Annotated in this window: 32 protein-coding genes and 1 tRNA gene; 6 read left to right on the top strand and 27 right to left on the bottom strand. The window is 73.1% G+C overall.

Annotation, left to right across the window (positions count from 1 at the left end):
• The first annotated feature begins 51 nt into the window (after positions 1-51).
• The gene (locus ACYQ0U_RS11255) at positions 52-438 is read left to right on the top strand and encodes a VOC family protein (protein WP_459972772.1); all 387 of its coding nucleotides are present in this window, start codon (positions 52-54) and stop codon (positions 436-438) included.
• A 169-nt stretch (positions 439-607) separates the two neighbouring features.
• Here ACYQ0U_RS11255 and ACYQ0U_RS11250 read toward each other — a convergent pair whose 3' ends face one another.
• The 6 genes from ACYQ0U_RS11250 to ACYQ0U_RS11225 are packed head-to-tail and all read right to left on the bottom strand — an operon-like array spanning position 608 to position 3,796.
• Positions 608-823: a hypothetical protein gene (locus ACYQ0U_RS11250; RefSeq protein WP_459972769.1), complete on the bottom strand. Its 216-nt coding sequence runs from the start codon at positions 821-823 to the stop codon at positions 608-610.
• Between the two features lie 11 nt (positions 824-834).
• Positions 835-1,344 (bottom strand): DinB family protein, encoded by a 510-nt coding sequence (locus tag ACYQ0U_RS11245; RefSeq protein ID WP_459972766.1) that lies wholly within the window; start codon positions 1,342-1,344, stop codon positions 835-837.
• Complete coding sequence (locus ACYQ0U_RS11240; RefSeq protein WP_459972764.1) at positions 1,341-2,075, bottom strand: VOC family protein; 735 nt, start codon at positions 2,073-2,075, stop codon at positions 1,341-1,343. The genes ACYQ0U_RS11245 and ACYQ0U_RS11240 overlap by 4 nt, the downstream gene beginning before the upstream one ends.
• On the bottom strand, positions 2,072-2,386 hold the full coding sequence (locus ACYQ0U_RS11235; protein ID WP_459972762.1) for a pyridoxamine 5'-phosphate oxidase: 315 nt from the start codon (positions 2,384-2,386) through the stop codon (positions 2,072-2,074). The genes ACYQ0U_RS11240 and ACYQ0U_RS11235 overlap by 4 nt, the downstream gene beginning before the upstream one ends.
• On the bottom strand, positions 2,383-3,006 hold the full coding sequence (locus tag ACYQ0U_RS11230; protein ID WP_459972760.1) for a YigZ family protein: 624 nt from the start codon (positions 3,004-3,006) through the stop codon (positions 2,383-2,385). Before ACYQ0U_RS11230 ends, ACYQ0U_RS11235 begins: the two co-directional genes overlap by 4 nt.
• Positions 3,007-3,016: 10 nt before the next feature.
• Positions 3,017-3,796, bottom strand: coding sequence for a sulfite exporter TauE/SafE family protein (locus ACYQ0U_RS11225; protein WP_459972758.1), 780 nt, complete (start codon positions 3,794-3,796; stop codon positions 3,017-3,019).
• 70 nt (positions 3,797-3,866) lie between these two features.
• Here ACYQ0U_RS11225 and ACYQ0U_RS11220 point away from each other — a divergent pair, with 70 nt between their 5' ends.
• On the top strand, positions 3,867-4,781 hold the full coding sequence (locus ACYQ0U_RS11220) for an ABC transporter substrate-binding protein (protein ID WP_459972755.1): 915 nt from the start codon (positions 3,867-3,869) through the stop codon (positions 4,779-4,781).
• On the opposite strand, the gene ACYQ0U_RS11215 is transcribed toward ACYQ0U_RS11220, so the two are convergent.
• Positions 4,714-4,983, bottom strand: coding sequence for a CBU_0592 family membrane protein (locus tag ACYQ0U_RS11215; RefSeq protein ID WP_459972753.1), 270 nt, complete (start codon positions 4,981-4,983; stop codon positions 4,714-4,716). The two genes, ACYQ0U_RS11220 and ACYQ0U_RS11215, sit on opposite strands and share 68 nt — an antisense overlap.
• A 52-nt stretch (positions 4,984-5,035) precedes the next feature.
• On the opposite strand from ACYQ0U_RS11215, the gene ACYQ0U_RS11210 reads away from it, so the two are divergent.
• Positions 5,036-5,431 carry a DUF2695 domain-containing protein gene (locus ACYQ0U_RS11210; protein ID WP_459972751.1) on the top strand — a complete coding sequence of 132 codons (396 nt, stop codon included), beginning with the start codon at positions 5,036-5,038 and terminating at the stop codon, positions 5,429-5,431.
• A 10-nt stretch (positions 5,432-5,441) separates the two neighbouring features.
• Here the strand turns inward: ACYQ0U_RS11210 and ACYQ0U_RS11205 are convergent, their stop codons facing one another.
• The 3 genes from ACYQ0U_RS11205 to ACYQ0U_RS11195 form a co-directional block, all read right to left on the bottom strand.
• Positions 5,442-6,410: an SDR family oxidoreductase gene (locus ACYQ0U_RS11205; protein ID WP_459972748.1), complete on the bottom strand. Its 969-nt coding sequence runs from the start codon at positions 6,408-6,410 to the stop codon at positions 5,442-5,444.
• Positions 6,301-8,316 carry a vWA domain-containing protein gene (locus tag ACYQ0U_RS11200; protein WP_459972746.1) on the bottom strand — a complete coding sequence of 672 codons (2,016 nt, stop codon included), beginning with the start codon at positions 8,314-8,316 and terminating at the stop codon, positions 6,301-6,303. The genes ACYQ0U_RS11205 and ACYQ0U_RS11200 overlap by 110 nt, the downstream gene beginning before the upstream one ends.
• A gap of 63 nt (positions 8,317-8,379) precedes the next feature.
• On the bottom strand, positions 8,380-9,777 hold the full coding sequence (locus ACYQ0U_RS11195; protein ID WP_459972743.1) for a MoxR family ATPase: 1,398 nt from the start codon (positions 9,775-9,777) through the stop codon (positions 8,380-8,382).
• Between the two features lie 60 nt (positions 9,778-9,837).
• On the opposite strand from ACYQ0U_RS11195, the gene ACYQ0U_RS11190 reads away from it, so the two are divergent.
• A complete protein-coding gene (locus ACYQ0U_RS11190; RefSeq protein WP_459972739.1) occupies positions 9,838-10,209 on the top strand; it encodes a YchJ family protein in 372 nt (123 codons plus the stop codon).
• 137 nt (positions 10,210-10,346) lie between these two features.
• Here ACYQ0U_RS11190 and ACYQ0U_RS11185 read toward each other — a convergent pair whose 3' ends face one another.
• The 3 genes from ACYQ0U_RS11185 to ACYQ0U_RS11175 form a co-directional block, all read right to left on the bottom strand.
• Positions 10,347-11,495 (bottom strand): lipid-transfer protein, encoded by a 1,149-nt coding sequence (locus tag ACYQ0U_RS11185; RefSeq protein ID WP_459972817.1) that lies wholly within the window; start codon positions 11,493-11,495, stop codon positions 10,347-10,349.
• 49 nt (positions 11,496-11,544) lie between these two features.
• On the bottom strand, positions 11,545-11,928 hold the full coding sequence (locus tag ACYQ0U_RS11180) for a Zn-ribbon domain-containing OB-fold protein (RefSeq protein WP_459972736.1): 384 nt from the start codon (positions 11,926-11,928) through the stop codon (positions 11,545-11,547).
• Between the two features lie 136 nt (positions 11,929-12,064).
• Complete coding sequence (locus tag ACYQ0U_RS11175) at positions 12,065-13,462, bottom strand: cystathionine beta-synthase (protein WP_459972734.1); 1,398 nt, start codon at positions 13,460-13,462, stop codon at positions 12,065-12,067.
• A gap of 69 nt (positions 13,463-13,531) precedes the next feature.
• Here ACYQ0U_RS11175 and ACYQ0U_RS11170 point away from each other — a divergent pair, with 69 nt between their 5' ends.
• Positions 13,532-14,599 (top strand): SGNH/GDSL hydrolase family protein, encoded by a 1,068-nt coding sequence (locus ACYQ0U_RS11170; RefSeq protein ID WP_459972731.1) that lies wholly within the window; start codon positions 13,532-13,534, stop codon positions 14,597-14,599.
• 6 nt (positions 14,600-14,605) lie between these two features.
• On the opposite strand, the gene ACYQ0U_RS11165 is transcribed toward ACYQ0U_RS11170, so the two are convergent.
• Entirely contained in the window at positions 14,606-15,484 is an 879-nt protein-coding gene (locus ACYQ0U_RS11165; protein WP_459972728.1) for a Bax inhibitor-1/YccA family protein, read from the bottom strand.
• A 94-nt stretch (positions 15,485-15,578) separates the two neighbouring features.
• Between ACYQ0U_RS11165 and ACYQ0U_RS11160 the strand changes: the two genes are divergently transcribed.
• Positions 15,579-16,349: a laminin G domain-containing protein gene (locus ACYQ0U_RS11160; RefSeq protein ID WP_459972726.1), complete on the top strand. Its 771-nt coding sequence runs from the start codon at positions 15,579-15,581 to the stop codon at positions 16,347-16,349.
• A 25-nt stretch (positions 16,350-16,374) separates the two neighbouring features.
• Here ACYQ0U_RS11160 and ACYQ0U_RS11155 read toward each other — a convergent pair.
• The 13 genes from ACYQ0U_RS11155 to ACYQ0U_RS11095 all read right to left on the bottom strand — a co-directional run bounded on the left by ACYQ0U_RS11155 (position 16,375) and on the right by ACYQ0U_RS11095 (position 25,333).
• Positions 16,375-16,448: transfer RNA gene (locus ACYQ0U_RS11155), tRNA-Leu, on the bottom strand.
• Positions 16,449-16,512: 64 nt separating this feature from the next.
• Entirely contained in the window at positions 16,513-17,355 is an 843-nt protein-coding gene (locus ACYQ0U_RS11150) for a uracil-DNA glycosylase (protein ID WP_459972724.1), read from the bottom strand.
• Positions 17,356-17,398: 43 nt separating this feature from the next.
• Positions 17,399-17,686, bottom strand: coding sequence for a hypothetical protein (locus ACYQ0U_RS11145; RefSeq protein ID WP_459972721.1), 288 nt, complete (start codon positions 17,684-17,686; stop codon positions 17,399-17,401).
• A 25-nt stretch (positions 17,687-17,711) separates the two neighbouring features.
• Complete coding sequence (locus ACYQ0U_RS11140) at positions 17,712-17,909, bottom strand: DUF3618 domain-containing protein (protein ID WP_459972719.1); 198 nt, start codon at positions 17,907-17,909, stop codon at positions 17,712-17,714.
• Positions 17,906-18,304, bottom strand: a complete 399-nt coding sequence (locus ACYQ0U_RS11135) for a phage holin family protein (RefSeq protein ID WP_459972715.1) — start codon at positions 18,302-18,304, stop codon at positions 17,906-17,908. Before ACYQ0U_RS11135 ends, ACYQ0U_RS11140 begins: the two co-directional genes overlap by 4 nt.
• Positions 18,305-18,340: 36 nt before the next feature.
• Positions 18,341-19,249, bottom strand: coding sequence for a Ppx/GppA phosphatase family protein (locus tag ACYQ0U_RS11130; protein ID WP_459972813.1), 909 nt, complete (start codon positions 19,247-19,249; stop codon positions 18,341-18,343).
• Entirely contained in the window at positions 19,246-19,725 is a 480-nt protein-coding gene (locus ACYQ0U_RS11125; protein WP_459972711.1) for a DUF501 domain-containing protein, read from the bottom strand. The genes ACYQ0U_RS11130 and ACYQ0U_RS11125 overlap by 4 nt, the downstream gene beginning before the upstream one ends.
• Before the next feature lie 56 nt (positions 19,726-19,781).
• Positions 19,782-20,279, bottom strand: a complete 498-nt coding sequence (locus tag ACYQ0U_RS11120) for an FtsB family cell division protein (protein ID WP_459972709.1) — start codon at positions 20,277-20,279, stop codon at positions 19,782-19,784.
• Positions 20,280-20,345: 66 nt separating this feature from the next.
• Positions 20,346-21,623: a phosphopyruvate hydratase gene (eno, locus tag ACYQ0U_RS11115; RefSeq protein WP_459972705.1), complete on the bottom strand. Its 1,278-nt coding sequence runs from the start codon at positions 21,621-21,623 to the stop codon at positions 20,346-20,348.
• Between the two features lies 1 nt (position 21,624).
• The gene (locus ACYQ0U_RS11110; protein WP_459972703.1) at positions 21,625-23,682 is read right to left on the bottom strand and encodes an ATP-binding protein; all 2,058 of its coding nucleotides are present in this window, start codon (positions 23,680-23,682) and stop codon (positions 21,625-21,627) included.
• Positions 23,679-24,059 (bottom strand): response regulator, encoded by a 381-nt coding sequence (locus ACYQ0U_RS11105; protein ID WP_459972701.1) that lies wholly within the window; start codon positions 24,057-24,059, stop codon positions 23,679-23,681. The genes ACYQ0U_RS11110 and ACYQ0U_RS11105 overlap by 4 nt, the downstream gene beginning before the upstream one ends.
• A gap of 10 nt (positions 24,060-24,069) precedes the next feature.
• Positions 24,070-24,693 (bottom strand): nucleoside triphosphate pyrophosphohydrolase, encoded by a 624-nt coding sequence (locus ACYQ0U_RS11100; protein ID WP_459972697.1) that lies wholly within the window; start codon positions 24,691-24,693, stop codon positions 24,070-24,072.
• Positions 24,686-25,333, bottom strand: a complete 648-nt coding sequence (locus ACYQ0U_RS11095; RefSeq protein ID WP_459972693.1) for a hypothetical protein — start codon at positions 25,331-25,333, stop codon at positions 24,686-24,688. The genes ACYQ0U_RS11100 and ACYQ0U_RS11095 overlap by 8 nt, the downstream gene beginning before the upstream one ends.
• Positions 25,334-25,348: the final 15 nt, after the last annotated feature.

The following is a 25,348-nucleotide window of genomic DNA, read 5'->3' as shown; positions in this document are numbered from 1 at the left end:
ATACCCTGATCGGGGCATGCCGCCGCGCCGGAAGCGGCGCACCCTGGACAGATGTCACTGAACGACAGCGCAGTCGCGGTGATGCTCCCGATCCGGGACGCCGCGCGATCCCAGGAGTTCTACGAGACCCGCCTCGGGCTTCCCTTCGCGGGGACGAACGACGCCAGCGGCGAGTCGGCCTACCGCCTCGCGGGCGGGTCCCAGCTGGTCCTGCGAGTCCTGCCCGACGCGCGGCCCTCCCCCAACACCGCGATGAGCTTCGAGGTGGACGACATCGGTGCGGAGATCGCGGCGCTGACGTCGCGCGGCGTCGCGTTCGAGGACTACGACCAGCCCGGATTCACCACCGTCGACCACGTCTTCGACGACGGCAGCACGTTGGCGGCGTGGTTCCTCGACCCCGACGGCAACGTGCTCTGCCTGCACCAGCCCCGCTGACGGCTGCTCGCGCCCCGTGGCCGGCACGCCGGTCGCGAACCTGCTCACTCACTGGCCGGGGCTGGGCGTGCCCGGCGTCCGAGGGGGCCACCTCCCGAGAGCGACTTCCGGGCTCGCGTGGTTCGGCCGCCGCACGGCAGCTGCCGACTGTCGGGCCGGTGCCGATTCATCACGGTAGGCAGATGAAGCTGCACTTCCCCTGGTGGGTATGGCGCGGGGAGCGCGGACTCGCCTGCCTACCGTGATGAATCACGTGCGAGACGACGCTGCCGGCTCGAGTGCCAGGCGCCTCGGACGTGAGGTCGACCGGATAGGCATAGGTCTCGCCGGCCTGCACGATCTCGTCGAAGAAGTCCCACACCTGCGGCCAGTCCGCCGAGGTCATCGGGCGGATCGTCACTCGCCGGTCCGCCCGTCGATCGACTCGCGGATCAGGTCGGCGTGGCCGTTGTGGCGCGCGTACTCCTCGATCAGGTGCAGCAGGATCCAGCGCAGGCTGAACGGCTCGCCGCTGCGCGACGGCACGGCGGACAGGTGGTCGAGGTCGTGCGCCGCGATGACCGCGTCCACGTCGGCGATCATCTCGTCGTAGAGCGCCCAGAGCTGCTCGGGCGTGTCCTCGACGGCGCTGTGCCAGTCCCAGTCCTCGTCGGCGTCCCAGTCGGTCGACCGCCACGGCTCGCTCAGCCCGTCGCCGGCCAGCCGGTCGCGCAGCCAGGAGTTCTCGACGAGCGCGAGGTGCTTGACCATGCCGCCGAGCGCCATGTCCGACGGCGGCAGCGCGGCCGCGAGCTGCTGCCGGTCGAGGCCCTCGCACTTCATCCGCAGCGTGTCGCGGTGGTACTGGAGGAACGCGACCAGCAGCTCGCGCTCGCCGCCGTGGGTGGGCGGGTCGAGACGGGTCATCGAGGCGTCCTCCGGGTGATGCAGTACGTCGTGCCGACCGGGTCGGTCAGCACGGTCCACCAGTCGTGGACGGCGCCGCGGGTGGCGCCGAGCGCGACGTGCCGCTCGACCTCGGCCTCCCGGTCGTCGGCCGACAGGTCGAGGTGCGCGGTCACGGCGGGCGCCTCGTCGTCGAGCCGCTGGATCAGCCACCGCAGCGGCTGGTCGTCCGGCGGCTCGAGGCGCGCGAACTCCCGGTCGACGTCGGGGTCGAGCTCCCAGCCGGTCAGGGCCCGCCAGAACTCCACCTCCACGTCGTACGCCGACGGCGGCACGTCGAGGCAGACCTGGTCGACCATCGACCGGCCGCCGGGCCACGCCGTCGGCGCGGGGCGTCGGGTGGCGGGGTGGGCGACGAAGCAGAAGTCGAACCCGCCGGGCGAGCGCAGCACGACGTACCCGTCCTCGTGCCGCACGAGCACGTGACCCCCGAGCTCGATCGCGGCCTCGGCGGCACGGGTGGGGTCCTCGACGTGCAGGTCCAGGTGGAGGCGCCCGTCGCCGGCGGCGAGCCCCTGGACGCGGAGGTGGTCGTCGCCGTCCGGCGGCACCAGCGACGCGAATTCCCCGGCCGGCCCGCGCCGGGCGGAGAGGCGGTAGCCGGTCACGTCCCGCCAGAACTCCGCGCCGCGCTCGAGGTCGCCGGGCGCGAAGTCGAGGAACGCCGTGACCCAGGACGGGGACGTCGTCACGACACCGCCTTGTGCAGCACCGCGCCGGTGGGCGTCACCCGCACGTCGTCGCCCTCGGCGGCGGCGGTGCCGTCGACGAGCAGCGTCATGCCGGGGCTCTCCAGCGGCGGGAACAGCAGCGTGACGGCCGGGTTGGAGCCGACGTTCGCGACCGACCCGCGGCCCGGTGCCGCGACGAGCAGCGTCCCGTCCTCGGCGACCGCGCGGACCGACACCGCCTTCACCAGCCCGTCCCGGCTGCTCAGCAGGTAGCCGCGGTCGAACTCCCGCAGCCGCTCGGGGAGGTCCCCCAGGTCCACCACAACGCTCATGCGTCGAGGCTATCGACCCACCGCTCCCCTGCCACCCGGGTTTCCGCGGCGCCCGCGGTCAGCTCGGCGACCAGCGCGGCCAGCCGCGCCTCCTCCTCGGGAGGTACGCCGAGGCGGAGGGTCACCCGGGCGGCGTACTCCGTCCCGACGACCGCCACCCCGCGCGCCCGCAGGTCGCTCTCGACCCGCCCGGCGTCCGCGTGGTCGAGGTCGAGCAGGTGCTCGCGGACCAGGCTCCGGCGCAGCGTCCCGGCCTCGTCGAGCGCGGCCCGGACCGCGTCGCCGTAGGCACGCACGAGCCCGCCGGCCCCGAGCAGCGTGCCGCCGAACCAGCGGGTGACGACCGCGACGACGTCGCTCACGGCGTGGCCACGGAGCACCTCGAGCATGGGAGCGCCCGCCGTACCGGCCGGCTCGCCGTCGTCGGAGGACCGCTCGACATCGGGGTGGAGGCGGAAGGCCGAGCAGTGGTGCCGCGCGTCCCAGTGCTGCTTGCGGAGGCCGTCGACGACCGCCCGGGCGGCCGCCTCGTCCTCGACCCGGCGGAGCGTGCAGAGGAACCGCGAGCGCTTGACCTCGATCGCGGCCTCGGCGGGTCGGGCGAGGGTCAGGTAGCTCACCACAGCGCGCTCACCAGGCGCCCAGGACGTCTCCGCCGAGGGTCACCACGAAGGCCGACACGACCACGATGAAGAACACGCGGACGAAGCGCGCGCCGCGGGAGACGGCGGTCCGCGCGCCGACGTACCCGCCCACGACGTTGGCCAGGCCCATGACGATCGCGACCTGCCAGACGATCGCGCCCTGCGGCGCGAAGACCAGGATCGCGGCGAGGTTCGTGGCCCAGTTGGCGAGCCGCGCCTTCGCGGAGGCCTCGAGGAACGAGTAGCCCATCAGCCCGACGAGCGTGAACACGAAGAAGCTGCCGGTGCCCGGGCCGAGCGCGCCGTCGTAGAAGCCGACGAGGAGGCCGGTGACCATCGCCGCGACCAGGTGGCGGTGACCCTGGAAGCGCAGCGCGGTCTGCTCGCCGAGCTCGGGCTTGAACAGCACGTAGCCGCCGACCACGACCAGCGCGACCAGCACGATCGGCTCGAAGGCCTCCCGCGGGATCAGGCTCGCGACCGCCGCACCCGCCGCGGACCCGAGGAAGGCGAGCGCCATCAGCGGCAGGAACGTCCGCGGGTCGGGCTTGATCCGGCGGTAGTACGTCGCCGCGCTCACCGTCGTCCCGCAGATCGACGCCACCTTGTTCGTGGCGAGCACCTGGACCGGCGTGGCGTTCGGCATGCCGAGCAGGAGCGCCGGCAGCTGGATCAGCCCGCCGCCGCCGACCACCGCGTCCACGAACCCCGCCGCGAGCGCTGCGAGACCGAGCAGGGCGAGCACGGCGGCGGAGGGGTCGTCCATCGGCGCCATTCTCTCCGAGCCGGCGCCGGGCCGGACACGGAGGTCGTCCTGAGGCTCCTAGGGTGGAGAGGTGCGGATCGTCTCCCTCCTCCCCTCCACCACGGAGATCCTCTTCGCCATCGGGGCCGGCGACGACGTGGTCGGCGTGACCTTCGAGTGCGACCACCCGCCCGAGGCCCGCAGCCGGCGGATCGTCTCCACCTCGGCGCTCCCCGAGGGGCTGACGCCCGCGGAGATCGACACGTACGTCGCCGGCGCGATGGCGCGCGGGGAGGACCTCTACCACCTGGCCGCCGACGCGCTCGCCGAGCTCGACCCCGACCTGGTCGTCACCCAGGACCTCTGCGCCGTCTGCGCGGTCGACGTCTCCGTGGTCGACGACGCGCTCTCCTACCTCGGCTGCCGAGCCGAGGTGCTCACCATCGATCCGCACACGATCGACGAGGTCCTCGAGTCGATCGTCACGCTCGGTCGGGTCACGGGCCACCTGTCCGCCGCGGAGGAGCTGGTGGCCTCGCTGCGCTCCCGACTGGCCGCGGTCCGCGGGCGGGTCGCGGGCCTGCCGCGCCCCCGGGTCGTGCTGCTGGAGTGGACCGACCCGCCCTACTCCCCCGGCCACTGGGTCCCGGAGATGATCGAGGCCGCCGGCGGGTCGTGCGTGCTCGGCACGGCCGGCGCGAAGTCCGAGCGGGTGCTCTGGGAGACCGTGCACTCGGTGGACCCGGACGTGGTGGTCGTGGCGCCCTGCGGCTACGACCTGGCCGGCGCGCGGTCGCTCGCGGACGAGCTCGTGGCCTCGGACGTGCTTCCGGCCGGCGTACCGGTGCACGCGGTCGACGCCAACGCCGCGTGGGCCCGCCCCGGCACCCGGCTGGTCGACGGGATCGAGGAGCTCGCGGCGTACCTGCACCCGGCCTCTAGGCGGCGCCGCGGGCGACCGGCCGCGTGCGCAGGGCCGCCCGGGCGAGGCCGACGACCCCGATGACCACCCACACCAGGTTGAGCGCGGCCGAGGGCCAGGCGCTGTACCAGGCGGAGTTGACCATGAGGAACGCGCCGCCGGAGAGGTTCATCAACTGGAACAGCAGTCCGGTCCCGGGCATCCGGCCCGCCGTGACGAGCGCGTAGGCGCTGACCAGCAGGGCCATCCCGAGCCAGCCGACGACGTTGACGATCACGACGGTCATGTCCACCTCGTCATCCAACCCGACTGTCGGTGGCAGCGCCTATACAGGTCTCATGAGCAGCACGAGCGGCGTGGTCGAGGTCGAGCACTATCTCCGGGCGGTGGCGGAGCGGGAGCCACAGGAGGGCGAGTGCCTGGTGTGCTTCGTGGCGCGGATGGTGGCGGAGTTCGGCTGCGACTCCTCGCTGCTGTGGGCGACGCGGTTCCGCGACCTGCGCTCGCCGACGGCCACCGCGCTGGAGAGGCGGTTCCGCTCGCAGGCGGTGCGCTGCGACTGCCTCGTGGTCCAGAAGGCCTACCAGCCGGTGCGGGAGGTGATGGTGCGCGACGTCCACACCGACGAGCTCGAGCCGCCCGAGCGGATGCCCCCGTGCGCGGGGGTGCGCCGCACCAACACGCGGCCCTGCGCCCACTGGGAGAGGGGGTCCGCCAGCACCTACCCCGACTGACCGGACGTGCTCAGACCGTGCGCCAGTCCGTCGCCTCGTCGTGACCGTGCGCGGCCATCAGCATGAGACCACCGTCGACGACGTAGGACGAGCCGGTGACGTACGCCGCGCGCGGGGACGCCAGCAAGCCGATCACCGACGCGACCTCGACGACGTGGCCGGGCCGGCCGAGGGGGTTGCCCGGTCGCTCCTGGTCGTAGGCCTCGGACTCGTCCATGCCGGTCATCTCCGTGGCGATCTCGCCCGGCGCCACCGCGTTGACGGCGATGCCGTGCTCGGCGAGCTCGAGCGCGAGGACCTTGGTCAGCGCGCCGAGGCCCGCCTTGGCGGAGCAGTACGCCGCCGCGCCCAGGCGCGGCACGTGCTCGTGCACGCTGGTGACGTTGATGATCCGGCCGCCGTGCCCCGCGGCCACCATGCGTCGGGCCGCGGCCTGGGCGCAGAGGAACGGCCCGTCGAGGTCGGTGGCCAGCACGTGCCGCCAGGTCGCGAGGTCGAGGTCGAGGGCCTTCGAGGAGCGCCCGGTGCCGGCGACGTTGACCAGCACGCCGACGCCGCCGAGCTGCTCGGCGAGCCGGTCGACGACCTGGTCGGCGTCCGGCCGGTCGGCGTCGAGCCGCTCGACGACGCAGCGCTGCCCGCGCTTGCCGATCTCCTCGGCGGTCGCCCGAGCGCCCTCCTCGTCGGTATGGAAGGTGATGCCGACGTCGTGCCCCTCGGTCGCCAGCAGCTTCGCGGTCGCCTGACCGATGCCGGAGTCGGCGCCGGTGACGATGGCCAGTCTCGGGTGGTGCCCACGGGTCAGGCCTGCCGGTGACCCGGTGCGCCCGGTTCCATGCCGACGACCAGCTGGCCGGCGACGAGCAGGGTCAGTCGCCGACCCAGAACCCCCGGCCGCCGAACCAGTCGCCGTAGCCGCCGCCCCCGCCGAGACCGGACGGGCCGCGGGAGCCGAGGTACGACCCGACGACGGCCGCACCGAGGTCGTCGAGCTCCGGCGCGACGACCCGCCCGTCGACGCGGCGGGCCATCTGGTCGATGAACCGGGCCAGGCCCGGGTCCTCGCCCAGGCGGAAGAACGTGGCCTGGGCGCCGAGCCGACCCGCGTTGTCGAGCTCGCGGACGGCGTACGCGACCGTGAGCGGGTGCGGCGGGTAGGAGAAGTAGACGTGGCCGTCGGGCTCGAGGTGCGACGTCGGCTCGCCGTCGGTGACGATCAGCAGCACCGGCTGGGCGTTGGGGTGCTTGCGGAAGTGGCGGTTCGCGAGCAGCAGCGCGTGGTGGAGGTTCGTGCCCTTGTCCCACATCGCGTCGAGGCCGGTGAGCTGCTCGATCTCCATCACCTCGGCGTGCCGGCCGAAGCCGATCAGCTGGAGGTGGTCGCCGCGGAAGCGGGACCGGATCAGCGTGTGCAGCGCCAGCGCGGTGCGCTTCATCGGCACCCAGCGCCCGTCCATGGCCATCGAGAACGACGTGTCGACGAGCAGCGCGACCACGGCCTGGGTCCGCGCCTCGGTCTCCTGGACCTCGACGTCGTCGATCGACAGGCGCGGCCCGGCCGGGGCGCCGGCCCGGCGGAGCACGCCGTTGAGGATCGTGCGCGGGACGTGCCACGGCTCGGTGTCGCCGAAGGCCCACGGCCGGGTCGCCCCCGACAGGTCGCCCGCCGCGCCGGCACGCTGGAGCTCGCGCTGCCCCTGCCGGCCCGACATCCGCTCGGCGACGTCGCGCAGCAGCGCCTTGCCGAGCTGGCGCATCGCCTTCGGGGACAGGCGGTACTGCCCGTCGGTGCCGCGCCTCATGTAGCCGGAGTCGTGCAGGGCCTGCTCCAGCCGTCGGAGCGTCCTCGCGTCCACGGCGGCCTGGTCGCCCAGCTGCCGCGCGAGCTTGTCGAGGTCGACGTCGTCCATCCGGGCGCCGCCGTAGGACTGCGAGAGCTGCTCGGCGAGCGTGTCGAGGTCGGCGAGGTCCGAGAAGACGCCGGTGCCGTCGCCGAGCCCGAGTCCCTCGTCGCCGGACATCTGCTCCGACCCGCCCCAGTCCTCACCGGGCCGCAGGGCCTGGAGGTTGGCGTCGAGCCGGTCGAGCGCGTCGGAGAGCTGCGGCGAGCCGAAGGCCTGCTGGGAGAGCTCCATCAGCTCCTGCCGCTGCTCGGGCGACATCGAGTTGAGCATCCGCTGGGCCGCGGCCGAGCGCTCGGCGAGGGAGTCGAGGAGCTCGTCGATGTTGCGCGGGTTCTCCGGGAAGAAGTCCCCGTGCTTGGCCATGAACTCGTCGAAGTCGTCCTGGGTGTCCTCGCCGAGCCGGTGCTTCTCGAGCAGGTCGTTGAGGTCGCCGAGCATCTCGTTGACCGCGGCGCGGTCCTCGTCGGTCGCGTTCTCCAGCGCCTGCTTCATGCCGGCGAACCGCTGGTCGAGCAGCTCGCGGCCGAGCAGGTCCTTGATCTTCTCGTAGTCCTCGCGGGCCTCGCGGCTCTGCCAGTCGTACGACGACAGCTCGCTGACCGCGGCCGCGGTGTTCGGCGGCAGGCTCCCCAGCTGCATCTCCCGGAACGCGCGGTCGGCGTCGTCCATCATCGCGTCACGCGCGAGCTGCTTGCGCTCCTCGAGCAGCGCGTGGTCGAGCAGCTCGCGGACCTCCTCGAGCGTGCCGTCGAGGTTGTGCCGCTGGGTGAGCTCGCGCCGGCGCTCGGCCACCCGCCGGGCCAGGTCGTCGAGGCCGGCCTGGTCGCGTCCGCCGCGGCGCAGGAACTCGCGCATCGCGCGCTCGGGCGAGTAGCCCGCCATCACGTCCTCGCCGATCGCGTCGAGGGCCTCGGCGAGGTCGACCGGTGGGGCGAGCGGGTCGCCGCCGTCGTACCGCTTGAAGCGGGTGCGGTCCTTCACGAGGGATCCCTGCGCATCCAGACCTGGTCGGGGTAGGGCGTGGGTGTCGGCATGGGCGGGGACTCAGCCATAGACGGTCTCCGCGCCGTCGGTGTCCTTCCCGATCTTGCGGGCGAGGTAGAGGCCCTCGAGCGCGAGCTCGATCGCGCACGCGCGCTGGCCGTCGTTGGTGGCGCCGAGCCGGTCGCAGACGTCGTCGTAGAGCTCGGACTCTCCCAGCACGGGCAGGCCGGTGAGGAACTCGCGGGCCGTGACCTGCTCGCCGGTGGTGACCATGGCGCCGGCCTCGATGGCGTCGACCAGCAGCGCGAAGTCGACCCCGTGGAAGTGCGCGCGGACGGTCTCGGCCGTCGCGGTGCGGAGGAGGTGGGTGAGGACCTCGGCCTCGCGGCCCTCCTCGCCGCTCTCGAACTCGACCTTGCCGCCGAGCACCTCGACCGCGGTCTCGAGGTCGACGACCCGCGCGACGGCCTCGCCCTCGCCCTGGACGGTGGCGCGGTGCAGCGCGGCGGCGGCGATGGTCTCGGCGCCGGCGATCGCGAAGCGCGCCGAGACGCCCGAGCGCTGGTCGACCGCGCTGGACTCGCGCAGCTGGCGGGTGAACCGCGCCAGCACCTCCATCAGCGCGTCCGGCACCTGCGCGACCAGCTCGGCCTCCTGGCGGATCACCGCGACCTCGTCCTCGAGCTCGGTGGGGTAGTGCGTGCGGATCTCCGCGCCGAAGCGGTCCTTGAGCGGCGTGATGATCCGGCCGCGGTTGGTGTAGTCCTCGGGGTTGGCGCTCGCGACGACGAGCACGTCCAGCGGGAGCCGCAGCACGTAGCCGCGGATCTGGATGTCGCGCTCCTCCATCACGTTGAGCATCGCGACCTGGATCCGCTCGGCCAGGTCGGGCAGCTCGTTGATCGCGACGATGCCGCGGTGGCTGCGCGGGATCAGGCCGAAGTGGATGGTCTCCGGGTCACCGAGCGAGCGGCCCTCCGCGACCTTCATCGGGTCCACGTCACCGATGAGGTCGGCGACGCTGGTGTCGGGGGTGGCCAGCTTCTCGGCGTACCGCTCGTCGCGGTGCCGCCACGAGACGCGCAGGTCGTCGCCGTACGACGCGGCGGCGGCCCGGGAGGCATGGGTGATCGGCTCATAGGGGTGCTCGCCGAGCTCCGAGCCGGAGATCACCGGGGTCCACTCGTCGAGCAGGCCCACCAAGGTGCGCAGCAGCCGGGTCTTGCCCTGGCCACGCTCGCCGAGCAGCACCACGTCGTGACCGGCGATCAGCGCCCGCTCGAGCTGCGGGATGACGGTGTCCTCGAAGCCGTGCAGCCCGGGCCACGGGTCCCGGCCCTCGCGCAGGGCGGCGAGGAGGTTGTCGCGGAGCTCCTCGCGCAGGGACCTCTGGATGTGGCCGGAGGCGCGCAGCTCTCCGACCGTGCTGATCTGCGGCGGGGTGGAGGGAGCACTCACGGCCGCCACGCTACGCCGGGCGGGCAAGAGGCGGGACCGGTCTCCGGATACATTGCGGACATGCCGCTCCAACAGCGATGCCCGTGCGGCTCCGCCGAGGTGTACGACGCCTGCTGCGGCCGCCTGCACCGCGGCCCCGCCGTCGCCGGGACGGCCGAGGAGCTGATGCGGTCGCGGTACGCCGCCTACGCGGTCGGCGACACCGGCTACGTCTTCCGCACGTGGCATCCGCGCACGCGGCCGGACGACCTCTCCCTCGACCCCCTTCTCACCTGGACCGGGCTCACGGTGGTGGGGTCGGGCGAGGACTGGGTCGAGTTCGTGGCGGCGTACGAGCGCGACGGCGTGCCGGGCGAGCTGCGCGAGCGGAGCTCGTTCGAGAGGCGCGGTGCGCGGTGGGTGTACGTCGACGGCGAGGTGGCGCAGCGGTGACCGCGCTCCACGCCACCCGCCGGCAGACCCGGACCGACGGCGGGTGAGCAGCCCGGACGGGACGGCGGTGGACTAGCCACCGTTCCGCGCCGGCAGACGGTGGCTGGGGCACCGCCGGCCCGCCGCGAGGCTCGAGATCAGCGGCTGAGGACCACCGCGGAGCCGTGGCCGAACAGGCCCTGGTTGGCGGTGATGCCGACGGTGGCGCCCTCGACCTGGCGGCCGGTGGCCTGGCCGCGCAGCTGCCAGGTGAGCTCGCAGACCTGCGCGAGGGCCTGGGCCGGGACGGCCTCGCCGAAGCAGGCGAGGCCGCCGGAGGGGTTGACCGGGATCCGGCCACCGATCGTGGTGTCGCCCGCGCGCAGCAGGGACTCGGCCTCGCCGCGCTCGCACAGCTGGAGGTCCTCGATCCAGTCCAGCTCGAGGGCGGTCGAGAGGTCGTAGACCTCGGCGACCGAGACGTCGGCGGGGTCGACGCCCGCCTCCTCGTACGCCGCCCGGCCGATCGACTCCTTGAAGGTCCGCTCGGGAGCGGCGACCGCCGTGCTGGCGTCCGTGGACAGGTTCGGCATGTCCAGGACGGTGTTCGGGAAGGTCGGCGTCACCGTCGATACCGCGGTGATCCGCACCGGCGCCCGTCCCTCGCCGGCGAGGCCGTGCCGCCTGGCGTACTCGGTGCTGGTGAGCACCACCGCCGCGGCGCCGTCGGAGGTGGCGCAGATGTCGAGCAGGTGCAGCGGGTCGCAGACCACGGCCGACGCCAACACGTCGGAGACCGAGACCTCCTGGCGGTAGCGGGCGTTGGGGTTCGCCAGCCCGTGCTTCGCGTTCTTGACCTTGACCTGCGCGAAGTCCTCCGGGGTGGCGCCGTACAGTTCCATCCGGCGGCGCGCGTACATCGCGAAGTACGCCGGGTTCGTCATGCCGAGCAGCCGGAACCGCAGCCAGTCCGGGTCGTCCCAGCGCTCGCCGGCGTTCGGGGCGAGGAAGCCCTTGGGGGTGGTGTCCGCGCCGACCACGAGCGCGACCTCGGAGAGACCGGCGAGGATCCGGGCGCGGGCGGTGTCGAGGGCCTGGGCGCCGGTGGCGCAGGCGGCGTACGACGTGGCGACCCGGGCGCCGTTCCGAGCGCCTGCGCGAAGGTGGCGCCGGCGACGTACCCGCCGTAGCCGTTGCGGACCGTCTCGCCCCCCACCACCAGGTCGACGTCGCGCCAGTCGACACCGGAGTCGGCGAGCGCGGCGCGGGCCGCGTGCACGCCGTACTCGACGAAGCCGCGGCCCCACTTGCCCCACGGGTGCATGCCGACACCCGCGACGGCCACGTCGTGCGCGCTCACTGGTCCGCCTCCTCGCCCATCTCGACGACGGGCTTCCAGCGCCAGATCGTGCGGTCGCCGGTGTCGTCGACGTAGATCGTCTCGACGACGAGCTCGACCTCACCGCCCACCCGCAGGTCGGCGACGCCGTACCCGTCGGCGACCTGGCCGACCACCACGAGCCCCTCCGGCAGCTCGACCGCGGCCAGCGCGAACGGCTCGTAGGGGTCGGTGCGGGCGACGTACGGCGGCGGCGGCTGGTACTGCGCGTCGGTGTAGGACCACACGGTCCCACGGCGCGACAGCTCGGTCTCCTCGAACTCCTCGCCCCCGCAGCCGGGGTTGCGGCAGAACCCGTGCCCCGAAGCCCCACCCAGCCGCGGGAAGACACCGTCCCGCACGCCGTGCAGCGGGTGCCGATCAGCGCCGGGTCCGACCCGGTGGTGAACCAGCCCTCGATCGCCGGACTGCTCGCAGGGGGCGCCGCCATGCCTTGCACCGTACCAAGCAACTGCTTGGTACGGGTGTCCACCGGTCTCAGCCGCGGGCGAGGTACCCCAGCAGGTCGTGACGGGTGACGACGCCGACGGGCTTGCCGTCCTCGTGGACCAGCAACGCGTCCGCGCCCTCGAGCGCGCCGACCGCATCGGAGGCCGGCTCGGTGGAGCCGATCGACGGGAGCGGGTCGGACATGTGCTGGCTGACGCTGTCGGTGAGCCGGGCGGTGCCGGTGAACAGGAGGTCGAGCAGCGCCCGCTCGGAGACCGAGCCGACCACCTCGGCCGCCACGACGGGCGGCTCGGCGCGGACGACCGGCATCTGCGAGACGTTGTACTCCTGGAGGATCGCCACGGCCTCGGCGATGGTCTCGTTGGGGTGCGTGTGCACCAGGTCCGGCATCCGGCCGTCCTTGCCGCGCAGCACCTCGCCCACGTTCGTCGCCGGGCCGTCCACCCCGTTGACGGGGAAGCCGTACTGGCCGAGCCAGTCGTCGTTGAAGACCTTGGTGAGGTAGCCGCGGCCGGAGTCCGGGAGCAGCACCACGATCACCGCGGACTCCCCCTCGGGCGTGCCCTCGAGCTCGTGCGCGAGCTGGATCGCGGCGTGCACCGCCATGCCGGACGAGCCGCCGACCAGCAGCGCCTCCTCACGAGCGAGGCGACGGGTCATCGCGAACGAGTCCGCGTCGGAGACCTCGATGATCCGGTCGGCGACGTCGCGGTCGTAGGCGTCGGGCCAGAAGTCCTCACCGACGCCCTCGACGAGGTACGGGCGGCCGGAGCCGCCGGAGTAGACCGAGCCGGCCGGGTCCGCGCCCACGACCTGGACCGAGGGGTTCTGCTCCTTGAGGTAGCGGCCGGTCCCGCTGATGGTGCCGCCGGTGCCGACACCCGCGACGAAGTGCGTGACCTTCCCGTCGGTCTGCGCCCAGATCTCCGGACCGGTCGACTCGTAGTGCGACCGCGGGTTGTGCGGGTTGGAGTACTGGTCGGGCTTCCAGGCGCCGGGCTGCGCGGCGAGCCGGTCGGAGACGTTGTAGTAGGAGTCGGGGTGCTCGGGCTCGACCGCGGTCGGGCAGACGACCACCTCGGCGCCGTACGCGCGCAGCACGTTGCGCTTGTCCTCGCTGACCTTGTCCGGGCAGACGAAGACGCACTTGTAGCCCTTCTGCTGGGCGACCATCGCCAGTCCCACGCCGGTGTTGCCCGACGTCGGCTCCACGATCGTGCCGCCCGGCTGGAGCTCGCCGGAGGCCTCGGCGGCCTCGATCATGCGCGTGGCGATGCGGTCCTTCACGGAGCCGCCGGGGTTCAGGTACTCCACCTTGGCCAGGACGATCGGTCCCTTCGCGCCCTCCAGGGAGCCCGTGGACTTCGAGAGCCTGAGCAGCGGGGTGTTGCCGATCAGCTCGAGGAGAGAGTTCACGTACTGCATTCCCCCAATCTAGGGGCGGGTGGGGGTATCCCGGGAAACGCCGTGGGCCTCCTCCGTAGAGTGATGCTCGTGGGGAAGGCAGGTGCTGCTCGGAAGCTGGCCTCCGCAGCGGCGTACGGCGGGGGTGGGCTGTCCGTGCTCGGCGCCGGGCTCTACGGCGTACTGCGCGCCGAGGCCGCCGTCGCGCGCAAGACCATCGGCAACGCCGAGGGCGAGCCGCCCGACCCGACCGGCTACTACGGCCGCGGCCGACCCGGGCCCGCGATCAAGGTCGCGCTGCTCGGTGACTCCAGCGCCGCCGGCTACGGCGTGGACCGGGTCGAGGAGACGCCGGGCGCCGTGCTCGCCAGCGGCCTGGCCGAGCGCGCCGACCGCCGCGTGTTCCTGCGCGACGTCGCCGTCGTCGGCGCCAAGTCCTCCGATCTCGACACCCAGCTCGACCTCGCCCTGCCGACCGAGCCCGACGTCGCGGTGATCCTCATCGGCGCCAACGACGTCACCCACCGCGTGCTGCCGTCGGCCTCGGTGCGCCACCTCTCCGAGGCTGTCCGGCGGCTGCACGAGGCCGGCGTCTCGGTGCTCGTCGGCACCTGTCCCGACCTCGGGACGATCAAGCCGATCGCGCCGCCGCTCAAGCAGGTGGCCCGGATGTGGTCGCGCCGGCTCGCGGCGGCCCAGACGATCGCGGTGCTCGAGCAGGGTGGCCGCACGGTGTCGCTCGGCTCGATCCTCGGGCCGGAGTTCGCGGCCGCGCCGGCGGTGCTCTTCGGGCCCGACCAGTTCCATCCGTCGGCCGACGGCTACCGCTCGCTGGCCCAGGTGCTGCTGCCCTCGACGCTCGCGGCCCTCGGCCTGGTCCCGGACGACGAGGTCGAGCCCGAGGCCTACCGCGGCGAGGGCGTCCTGCCGATCACCGCGGCCGCCCTCCAGGCCGTCAACGTGCCCGGCACCGAGCTCGGCGGCACCGAGGTCGGCGGCTCCCGCCGCGGGGTCCGCGGCCTGTGGGTCGAGCTGCGGCGCCGCCGCCGCCAGCCCGGCGCCGAGGGCGAGGCGCCCGAGGACGAGGAGAGCGCCGAGGGCCAGAACGACGTCGACCCGCCCGAGGAGCTCGGACGGGTCGACGCGGTCAGCGGCTGAGCGGCGTCAGTCCTGGTTGAAGATCGCCAGGATGCGCAGCAGGTTGGTGTAGATCCAGACCAGGCTCACCGTCATCGCGAAGGCGGCCCGCCACGACTCCCGCTCCGGGATGCCGTTGGCGACGCCCTGCTCGACGAAGTCGAAGTCGAGGATCAGCATGAACACACCGAGCACCAGGCCGACGATCGCGAACAGCAGACCGGCAGCGCCAAAGCCGAACAGGCCGAGCTCGCTGCTGAACAGGCCGAGGACGACCTCGAGGATGCTCAGCCCCACCATGCCGAACACGGCGGCGATCACGAAGGTGCGGAACTTGCTGCCGACCTGGATGTTGAAGAACTTGTACGCCGCGAGCGTGCCGCCGAAGGCCGCGAAGGTGCCGATCACCGCCTGCGTGACGATGCCGCCGCCGAACTGGGCGTCGAAGAACTTGCTCAGGGCGCCGAGGGCGATGCCCTCCGCCACGGCGAACGCCATCACGAGCGCGGGGCTGATCACGCGCTTGAACGAGTTGACCAGCGACAGGCCGAAGGCGGCCAACGAGCCGATCGTCATCGCGGCGACCAGCGGGCCGAGGTCGGCGTCGGAGCTGATCTCGGGCGTCAGGAACCAGGTCGCGGCGGCCGCCACGAAGACCAGGAACAGGGAGATCCCCGTCTTCTGGACGACCGAGTCGATCGTCATCGGGCCGCCGGTGGCGACCGGGGCCTGACCGGGGACACCCGGCTGGCCGGGCGCGCCCGTGCTCCAGGTGGACGGATCGGTGTAGCCGGTCTGGCCGTAGCCCTGGCGGGCGGACCCGTTGCCGGCGTACGTCTGGTTGCCGTAGGCGTTCGCGCTGTTGAACTCCTCCGAACGGCGGAACACCGGGTTGTTGCTCTGCATGGTCTCTCCTCGAGGCCTGTGGGGTTGACCCAGTCTAGGTGGGTCCACCGGGTTCAACGCCGGGAGGAGCCGGAGAGTTCCCCAGAGTGCGCTGGTGAGGACGTATCGTGGTGGGGACCTGGCCGGCGTACCCGATGCCGGCCGCTGCCGGGAGGCCATGATGCGACTCGGGACGCGGATCGGAGCACTGGGCACTGCCGTCGGGATGGTGCTGGCCGGACCGGCGGCGCACGGCACGGTCGTCCTCGACCTGCAGCTCAATGAGCCCGCCGGCGCCAGGACGGCGGCCGACGGCTCCGGCCTCGGACACCACGGGGCGATCGGGAGCCACATCATCATGAACGGGTCCGACGCGGACTGGGACCGGCACTCGCCGGACGCGACCACGTACTACGGCGCCGACCACCTCATCATGGTCGACGACGCGCCCGACGGCTCCCTCGATCCCGGGAGCAGCACGTTCGTGGTCGAGTTCCGCTACCGCTCCACCGACCGGTTCGGCAACGTCCTGCAGAAGGGACAGGCGCGGACGACCGGCGGGCAGGTCAAGTTCCAGCAGCCCCGGGGCTACCTGAGCTGCATGTTCAAGTCACCGACCGCGCAGGCCGCGATCCGGACCACGATGCCGCTCAACGACGGCCAGTGGCACGTCATCCGCTGCGAGCGCACCGCCACGCAGGTGACGCTCTACGTGGACGGGGCGTTCGACAAGCGCGCCGTCAAACCGACCGGCACCATCGACAACACCAAGCCCTGGACCGTCGGGGGCAAGTTCGACTGCGACACGAGCGACCCCACCGTGGGCGCCGACAGCTGCGACTACTTCCCCGGTGACATCGACTGGATCCGGATCACCAAGGGCTGACCGCCGCCGGCCGACCTCCCGGTCGTGCCCCCGCTGGGACTCGAACCCAGAACACGCCGCTTTTAAGGCGGCTTCCTCTGCCGGTTGGGATACGGGGGCGGCTCCGCCGGGACGTCATGCGAGGTGGTCGCGGGAGCGACCAGCGCGGATGACGTCCCGCCGGCTACGAGGACATTGTGCCGAGGACGGCCGCCCGGCCGAGGACGTCGTCGAGCATCGGCTCGGTGAGCCGTCCGGTGAAGGTGTTCTGCTGGCTGGGGTGGTAGCAGCCCAGGAGCGTCACCGAGCGGTCCGGGCCGACGAGGGTGGCCTCGGCGCCGTGGCCGAAGCGGGGCTTGGGGCGGGCGACGGTCCAGCCGAGGGCGGCGTACGACCGCAGGGCGGCGTCCCAGCCGAAGCCGCCGAGCGCGACGACCACGCGGACGTGCTCGGCGAGCAGGCCGAGCTCGGCCTCGATCCAGGGCGCGCAGGTGTCGCGCTCGACGGTCGTCGGCTTGTTGTCGGGCGGGGCGCAGCGGACCGTGGCGACCATGCGGGTGTCGACCAGCTCGAGGCCGTCGGCCGCGTGGACGCTCGTGCCCTGCGTCGCGAGGCCGACCCGGTGCAGCGAGGCGAAGAGCCAGTCGCCGCTGCGGTCGCCGGTGAAGATCCGGCCGGTGCGGTTGGCGCCGTTCGCGGCCGGCGCGAGCCCGACGACGAGGATGCGGGGCGTCGGGGAGCCCCAGCCGGGGATCGGGCGGCCCCAGTAGGGCTCGGCGGCGTACGACGCGCGCTTGGCGTGCGCGACGTCCTCGCGCCAGCGGACGAGTCGCGGGCACGCACGGCACACCGAGATCCGGGCGTCGAGCTCGTCGAGCGACGCCTGCCGGGCGAGGCGGCGTACCTGGGCCGGCGTCCGCGCGACCGCCGTCGCCGCCTCCGCCGGGTCACCCGGCCAGCCGGTCCCCGGCGGGACCGGCGAGGGGAACGGGTCCCCCGTCGCGGGGTGCGGGAGGACGGCGCTCATACCGCCATCCTCCCGCGCGTTCCCGCCTGGAACGTCTGGGACGTCAGGGGTTGGCGTTGGTGCCCGCGGGGGCCGAGTCGTTGTCCCGGCTCACCTTGTCCGCGACGGCGGACGCGGCCGAGGTCGCCTTGTCCTTGACCGCATCGGCGACGACCGGCGCCTGGGTGGCCACGGTCTCCTGCGCCTTGCTGGCGGCGGACTGCACGGTCGGGTTGCCCATGAACTTCCGGGCGCCGTTGCTGATCTGCTCGTAGCGCTCCCGACCGGCGCGCGCACCGAGGACGTAGCCGGCGGCGAAGCCGACGACGAGGCTGGGCTTGATGAACAACATGGGTTCCTCCCTGGAGTGGTGGGGGTCAGTGGCGGCGTCGCCAGAGGGCGAGCCCGACGAGGCCGACGAGCGCGACGCCGGCCACGATGGCCGCCACCTTCGCCGTGGATTTCGCCTTCGTCTCGATCTGGTCGTGCAACTGGTCGATGGTGGCGGCGAGCTGCTCGCGCTGGCGTGCGATGTCCGCCTCGATCTCCTGCGGGCTCGTCCCGTTCGTGCTCACGAACGCTCTCCCTTCACGGCGGCGATGTCCTGTTTGACGCCCTCGATCGCGTGCTCCGGCTTGGCGGGGGTCGCCTGCTCGAGCTCGTTCTTGCCGCCGAGGGCGGCGCCGAGGGCGCCGACGAGCAGCACTCCCGCGACGATCAGCGCGGACGCCCACAAGGGGAGCACCAGGTCCAGCGCGATGATCGCGGTCGCGATCAGCACGGCCACCGCGAAGACCGCCAGCAGCCCGGCCACGCTGAACATCCCGATGCCGAGGCCGGCTCGCTTGCCCTTCTGCGTCAGCTCCGCCTGCGCCAGCCGCATCTCGCTGCGCACCAGCTCGGGGATCTGCTCCGAGAGCCGGTGCACGACCGCGCCGATCGGCTCGTCCGTCGTCCTGTGCTCGCTCATGCTTCAGGCGGTGCCCAGCGGGCCGGTGAGCGAAACTCAGGTCGCCAGCGACCAGGCGATCCCGTCGAGGATGTCGGCCTCGGACACCACCAGCGCTGCGGCGCCGGAGCGGCGCAGCACCTGCCCGAGGATCAGGACGCCAGCGTCGATCACGTCCGCGCGTCCCGGGTGCATCGACGGCAGCGCGCGCCGCTCCGCGACGGTCATCGCGACCAGCCGGTCGGCGGTGGCGAGCACCTGCTCGGCCGGGAGCACCAGCTGGTCGACCGCCTCGCGGGAGTACGCCGGCAGGTCGAGTGCGACCGCCGCCAGTTGGGTCACGGTCCCGGCGACGCCGACCACGGTCGCCGCGGCCGCGGGGTCGACGGGGCAGGCGTCGAGGTGCGCCTCGATGTCCGCGACGCACGCCGCCACCTCCGCGGCGGTCGGCGGGTCGGAGTGCAGGTGTCGCTCGTGCAGCCGCACGGACCCGATGTCCATCGAGTCCGCGGCCTCGGGCGCGGAGGACCCGAGGATCAGCTCGGTGGAGCCGCCACCGACGTCGATCACGAGCACCGGCAGGGCGGGCGCCGCCCGGAGATTGCGCACCGCGCCGTCGAAGGACAGCGCCGCCTCGACCTCCCCGCTCACGACCTCCGGCTCGACGCCGAGCCGCTCCCGGACGCCGGCCACGAAGACGTCGGCGTTCGACGCGTCCCGGCTGGCCGAGGTCGCCACGAACCGCACCCGCTCGGGCGGTACGCCGTGCGCCCGGATCAGCGCGGCGTACTCCTCGATCGCGGCGAACGCCCGCACCAGCGCCTCGTCCGCGATCCGTCCGGTGCGGTCGAGGTCCTGGCCGAGCCGGACCATCCGCATCTCGCGGACGTCGACCTCCGGGAGGTCGCCGATGAGGAGCTTGATCGTGTTCGTGCCGCAGTCGATCGCCGCTACCCGCCCCGTCACACGCACGGCCCGGGCTCCCACCACGCCCCGAGCAGGTCGAGCACCTCGTCGCCCAGCGGGTTCACGCCGCGGCCCATGGCCAGCGACTGGCCGGCGAGCACGTGCAGGCACTTCACCCGGTCCGGCATGCCGCCGGCGGAGATGCCCTCGATCTCCTCGACCTGGCCGAGCGTCGCCCGCACCTCGAGGTAGCGCTCGTGCGCGGCCCGGTAGGCCGCCGCCAGCTCGGGGTCCTGCCCCAGGCGGTCCTGCATCTCCTTCATCAGGCCCGAGCCCTCGAGGGTGCCGATCCGGGACGCCGCGCGCGGGCAGGTCAGGTAGAACGTCGTCGGGAACGGCGTCCCGTTCGGCAGCCGCGGCTCGGTCGTGACGACATCGGGGTTGCCGCACGGGCAGCGGTGGCCGATGTCGTGGATCGCCCGTGGCTCACGGCCGAGCTGGGCCTCGATGGCGCTGACGTCGTTCGGGTCGATCACGCGCCCATCGTGCCAGCCGGGCCCACCGTCCCTCGCGCCGACTCGGCACTCTCAGGTCACCGCTCGCCGTTGATCCGGGCGGCCGGCGGAGCCTCCGGCTTCGGCGGGTTGCCGGCCAGCTCGACCGACTCCCAGGCGTTCGACCACCACGCGGTCGGCGGCTTCTGGGCCACGGTGGAGGGGTCGGTCAGCTCGCTGTCGCGCTCGAGCGGCTCGCCGTTCTCGTCGAGGACGACGTAGGACGTCTCGCCCGGCATGACGTAGTTGAGCTCGCGCGCCTGCTGCTTGAGGTACGCCGGGTCCTCCCAGCGGCGCTTCTCGCGTTCGAGCTCGCCGATGCTCGCCTGGCGCAGCGCGATCTGCTCCTTCAGGTCGGTGATGTGCGCCCGTTGGTCGAGGTAGGCGCGCAGCGACGAGGCGTAGCTGACGGTGAGCACCGCCAGCACGAGCACCAGGATCGCGGCCCGCCCGGTCAGCCGGGACCGCGGCGCCGGGGCGGCCGCCGCCCCGGACGCCGCCGAGGCGGCCGGGCGCGGCATCGGCCGCCTGGGCACGCTCCGCCCCCGGGGTCCGCGCGAGGGCGTACGACGAGACTCGGAGGGCATGCCTCCTAGGTTCGCTCAGGCACCGTACCGAGGGAACGCCGACGCGCCGGAGTAGCGCGCAGAGTCTCCGAGCTCGTCCTCGATCCGCAGCAGCTGGTTGTACTTCGCGACCCGATCGGACCGCGCCGGGGCACCGGTCTTGATCTGGCCGCAGTTGGTCGCGACGGCGAGGTCGGCGATCGTGGTGTCCTCGGTCTCGCCCGAGCGGTGGCTCATCATGCAGCGGAAGCCGTTGCGGTGCGCGAGCTCGACGGAGTCGAGGGTCTCGGTGAGCGAGCCGATCTGGTTGACCTTCACCAGCAGCGCGTTGGCCTGGCCGCCACTGATGCCGCGCTGGAGCCGCTCGACGTTGGTGACGAACAGGTCGTCGCCGACCAGCTGGGTCCGGGCGCCGAGACCGTCGGTGATGGCCTTCCAGCCGTCCCAGTCGTCCTCGTCGAGCGGGTCCTCGATCGAGACGATCGGGTACGACGCGACCAGGTCGGCGTAGTAGGCGGTCATCTCCTCGGCGGTCTTGGGCGAACCCTCGAAGACGTAGGCGCCATCCCGGTAGAACTCCGACGCGGCGACGTCCATGGCCAGCGCGATGTCCGACCCCAGCTTCAGGCCCGCGGCCTCGACGGCCTCCGCGATCAGGTCGAGCGCCGCCCGGTTGCTGTCCAGGTTCGGCGCGAAGCCGCCCTCGTCGCCGAGGCCGGTCGAGAGGCCCTTCTTCTTCAGGACCGACTTCAGCGCGTGGTAGACCTCGGCGCCGGAGCGCAGCGCCTCGCGGAACGTCGGGGCGCCGATCGGCGCGATCATGAACTCCTGCACGTCGACGTTGGAGTCGGCGTGGGCGCCGCCGTTGAGGATGTTCATCATCGGCACCGGGAGCAGGTGGGCGTTGGGGCCACCGATGTAGCGGTAGAGCGGGAGCTCGGCGCTGTCGGCCGCGGCCCGGGCGACGGCGAGCGAGACGCCGAGGATGGCGTTCGCGCCGAGCGTGGCCTTGTTGGGCGTGCCGTCGAGCTCGAGCATCGTCTGGTCGATCAGCCGCTGGTCGTCGGCGGCGAGGCCCTCGACGGCGGGGGCGATCGTCGAGATCACGGCGTCGACCGCCTGGCCGACGCCCTTGCCGCCGTACCGGCTGCCGCCGTCACGGAGCTCGACCGCCTCGAAGGCACCGGTCGAGGCCCCGCTGGGGACCATCGCCCGGGCGAACGCGCCGTCGTCGAGCAGGACCTCGACCTCGACGGTGGGGTTGCCGCGCGAGTCGAGGATCTCGCGGGCGCCGACAGCTTCGATGGATGCCACGTCAGTGCTCCTGGGTTCGGTCGGGAAGGCCGTCAGCCAGCCTAGCGGCGGGGAACGAGACGCTCATCGTCGTCCCACGCCCGCCGTCGTTGTCGCGCGCGGTGGCCGACCCGCCGTGCCGCTCCACGATCCGCTTCACGATCGACAGGCCCAGGCCGGTGCCGCGATAGCCGTCCTTGTGCGCGCGGTGGAAGCTGTCGAAGACCTGCTCGTGCTGGCCCGGCGGGATGCCGATGCCGTTGTCGGAGACCTCGATCTCGACCATGTCCTCGGCCCCGTCCGGGCCGGCGACCCGCCGGGCGCAGACCCGGATCTCAGGGCGCACCCCCGGCGCGACGTACTTGACCGCGTTGCCGATCAGGTTGTCGACGACCTGGCGCAGCAGCACCGGCTCGGCCAGCACCGGGGGCAGGTCGGGGTCGACCGTGATCAGGGGCTCGGGCAGGTCGCGCACGCGGTTGGCGTCGACGCGAGCACGGGCGACGTCGCTCGCGAGGGCCCCCAGGTCGACCCGGACCGGGTTGATGGCGAGGTCACGTGCGGTCGTGTAGGCGAGGAGGTCGCTGATCAGGTGCTGCATCCGCTGCGCGGCGCGCTGGATGCGGTCGAGCCGCTGCGCCTGCTCCGCCGGCTCGACCTGGCGACCGGCCAGCGCCTCCTCGAGCAGCGCCTCGGACCAGCCGTCGATGACGGTGAGGGGGTTGAGCAGGTCGTGGGCCACGACCCCGGCGAACGACGCCAGCTCGTCGCGCTCGCGGCGCTCGGCGGTGACGTCGTGGAACACCACGACCGCCAGCGGCGGATCGGTGTCGGGCAGCGGGCGGGCGGTGACCTCGAGCATCCGGCCACCGGGCGCCAGGGAGTTGCGGAGGACCAGGTCCTCCTTCTCGACCCTCGCGCCGGCGAGCGCCAGCGCGATCGGGCTCTCCTCGGGCGGGATCGGCCGGCCGTCGACCTGCCGGAGCCCGTAGGCACCGACGTCCCCCCTGCCGTCGGCGTCCCGCTGGTGGTCGCCGACGAGCGCCTCGGCGGCCGGGTTGCGCAGCACGACGTTGCCGCGCGCGTCGACCACGCTGACGCCGTCGGCCATGGTGTCGACGATGGTGCGCACGAGCGTGCCCTGCTGGGACACCGCGTGGCTCAGCAGGAGGATCTCGCTGCGTCCCACCGAGAGCGCGAGCGTGAGCGAGACGAGGACGGCGACATAGGCCTGGAGCACGAGCGCACGCGTGTCCGGGTTGTCGATCTGCAGGAAGGGGCCGTGCTCGAGGACCGTGGCCACGGTGACCGCGGAGGCGAGCAGGATCGCGTGCACGTCGGCCACGAAGGGCGAGAAGCGGGCTCCGGCCCACACGCTCATCGTCAGCACGAGGAACGGCACGGGCAGGTCGTGGTGGACCCAGAAGACCAGCCAGACCGCGACCGCGGAGGCGACCGCGAGCAGGGTGAGCTCGAACGGGCCGCGCCCGCGCATCGGTCCCACGGCGTCCGGCGCCCGCTCCGTCGCGCTGGACCGGGTGAGGTGTCGCGCGGTGAGCGAGAGCGGGAACACCACGATGATGCCGGTGGCGTTGCGGAGCATCCACGAGACCACCTGGGTCCAGTCGGTGTCGGAGACCGACAGCACCGCGGCCGGGCCGAGCACGGCCGACACGAACGCGGCGAGCGCCGCGGCCAGGACGAGGACGGCGAGGTCGCGGAGCCGGGCGACCCCGGCCGGCGGCTCGTCGCCGAAGCCCCACCAGGTCGGGCTCCACCGGGTGATCAGCGCGCCGAAGACGAGGGTCTGCACCACGGTCGCGAAGGCCAGGCCGACGGCGAGGCCGAGGCTCGCGCCGGTCAGGGCGTTGACCGCGGACGACAGCACGAACAGCATCGCCACGTCGACCACCACGAGGCGGCTCCAGCCGTTGACGGCCAGCCATGCCGCCCCGATGCCCGCGGCCGGCCAGACGAGCGCGAGCTGGGTGCCGTCCAGCAGCGCCGCTCGACCGAGGAGGGCGGCCACCACGAAGAGGAAGGCGTAGCCGGCCAGGTCGAGCAGACGTGCGCGGGTCACCCCTCGCTCGCTCCGGCCCCGAGCGCCCGCCGGACGGCGGCGCGGAGGTCCTCGGCGTCGAACGGCTTGGCCACCCGCTCGTGGCCCGTCCCCTCGATCTGCTTGATGATCTCGCCGGTCCACTGCACCGTCACGAAGACGGCGGGGACGCCGGGCCACGCGACCGTGAGCTCGCCGAGCAGCGAGACGCCGTCGGTGTCGGGGAGGGCGTAGTCCATGAGCACCAGGTCCGGGCGGTAGTCCGGCTCCTCGCCGCGGAGCGCTCGGGTCCGCGCGCCGTCGGGTACACCGCGCAGCTCGTGCCCCTCCCGCAGCAGGCAGTGCGCGATCCAGTCACGCACGTCGGAGTCGTCCTCGACGATCAGGATCCGGGCCACACGGGTGACCCTAGAGCAGCCGCCTGACCGCAGCGCGCAACTCCTGCTCCGGGTCGACCCCGTGTTCGCGGGCCTCCGCGACGAGCGCGAGCAGCCGGTCGCCCAGGTCGTCGCCCGGGCCGTCGCCCGGGCCGTCGCCCAGGCCGTCGCCCAGGTCGGGAACCGCGTCCCCGAGACGACCCAACACCTTGTCGGCGTACAGCAGCGCGGGCAGGCCGGGCGGCAGCCCGTCGGTGACGGACGTGCGCTGCTTCTCCTCGGCCTTGATGCGCTGCCAGGCGGCGTCGATGTCGGCGGCGTCGGTCGGCGAGTCGGCCTCGGGGGCGAAGACGTGGGGGTTGCGTCGGTACATCTTGGCGGTGATGTCGGCGGCGACGTCGTCCAGCGTGAACTCGCCGGACTCCTCCGCGATCACCGCGTGGAAGTACACCTGGAGCAGCAGATCACCGAGCTCCTCCCGCAGATGCTCGGCGTCGCCGGTGTCGATCGCCTCGAGGGTCTCGTGGGTCTCCTCGAGGAGGAAGCGGGCCAGCGACCGGTGCGTCTGACCGGCCTTCCACGCGCACTCCACGCGCAGCCGCCGCATCACCTCGAGGAGCTCGAGGAGGGACGCGCCCGACGCGGGATCAGCCACCGCAGCGCTGGTTCTCCGGCAGACCGGCGGCGTAGGCGGCGTCCGGCTCGGACGCGGCGGCCTGCTGGGCGACCTCGCTCACCCCGGCCGAGACGCCCGTGTCGGCCGGCACGGTCGTGCCGTCCTCGATGGCGATGCCGTAGCGGGGGTCCAGTTCGGGTGCGTGGTCGTCGAGCCACCGCACGAACTGCTCCTCGCCGTCCTCGCCCGCCGCCCGCTGCACGGCCTGGACGTAGTAGCCGGAGCCGTCGACCGCGATGACGGCTTCCCTCTCCTCCTCGGTCAGGTCGGCGAAGGCGCCGCCCTCCTCGGCCTGCCGGACCGTCTCGTCGTAGGACCTGTGGGGCGTGAGGCCCTTCTCCTCGGCGAACTGTTCGGCCGCCGAGCGCAGCACCAGACTGGCCACCACGCGGGCGCCGACGTAGCGGCCCGGGACGACCTGGTCGTTCTCGGGGTTCGTCAGCAGGGCCCCGCAGTACGCCGCCGCCGTGTCGTTCGCCTCCGAGAGCGAGATGGTGTCGTCGGCCACCCGGGCGGCGACGTTGGGGTTCCACCCCGAGGCCCCACCGGTGGCAGAGCAGCCGGTGAGCAGCACGGTCGAGGCGAGGGCCAGGCCGACGAGGCTCCGGGTGCGGGTCACGGGCTGCTCCTTGGG

This window comes from Nocardioides pyridinolyticus, from assembly GCF_054653575.1.
This window is presented reverse-complemented; position numbering and strand designations above follow the sequence as displayed.

Coding starts and splice junctions, on each gene's coding strand:
- ACYQ0U_RS11255 (WP_459972772.1), top strand. CDS start 52: ATGTCACTGAACGACAGCGCAGTCGCGGTGATGCTCCCGATCCGGGAC.
- ACYQ0U_RS11250 (WP_459972769.1), bottom strand. CDS start 823: ATGACCTCGGCGGACTGGCCGCAGGTGTGGGACTTCTTCGACGAGATC.
- ACYQ0U_RS11245 (WP_459972766.1), bottom strand. CDS start 1,344: ATGACCCGTCTCGACCCGCCCACCCACGGCGGCGAGCGCGAGCTGCTG.
- ACYQ0U_RS11235 (WP_459972762.1), bottom strand. CDS start 2,386: ATGAGCGTTGTGGTGGACCTGGGGGACCTCCCCGAGCGGCTGCGGGAG.
- ACYQ0U_RS11225 (WP_459972758.1), bottom strand. CDS start 3,796: ATGGACGACCCCTCCGCCGCCGTGCTCGCCCTGCTCGGTCTCGCAGCG.
- ACYQ0U_RS11215 (WP_459972753.1), bottom strand. CDS start 4,983: ATGACCGTCGTGATCGTCAACGTCGTCGGCTGGCTCGGGATGGCCCTG.
- ACYQ0U_RS11210 (WP_459972751.1), top strand. CDS start 5,036: ATGAGCAGCACGAGCGGCGTGGTCGAGGTCGAGCACTATCTCCGGGCG.
- ACYQ0U_RS11190 (WP_459972739.1), top strand. CDS start 9,838: ATGCCGCTCCAACAGCGATGCCCGTGCGGCTCCGCCGAGGTGTACGAC.
- ACYQ0U_RS11175 (WP_459972734.1), bottom strand. CDS start 13,462: ATGCAGTACGTGAACTCTCTCCTCGAGCTGATCGGCAACACCCCGCTG.
- ACYQ0U_RS11165 (WP_459972728.1), bottom strand. CDS start 15,484: ATGCAGAGCAACAACCCGGTGTTCCGCCGTTCGGAGGAGTTCAACAGC.
- ACYQ0U_RS11150 (WP_459972724.1), bottom strand. CDS start 17,355: ATGAGCGCCGTCCTCCCGCACCCCGCGACGGGGGACCCGTTCCCCTCG.
- ACYQ0U_RS11145 (WP_459972721.1), bottom strand. CDS start 17,686: ATGTTGTTCATCAAGCCCAGCCTCGTCGTCGGCTTCGCCGCCGGCTAC.
- ACYQ0U_RS11135 (WP_459972715.1), bottom strand. CDS start 18,304: ATGAGCGAGCACAGGACGACGGACGAGCCGATCGGCGCGGTCGTGCAC.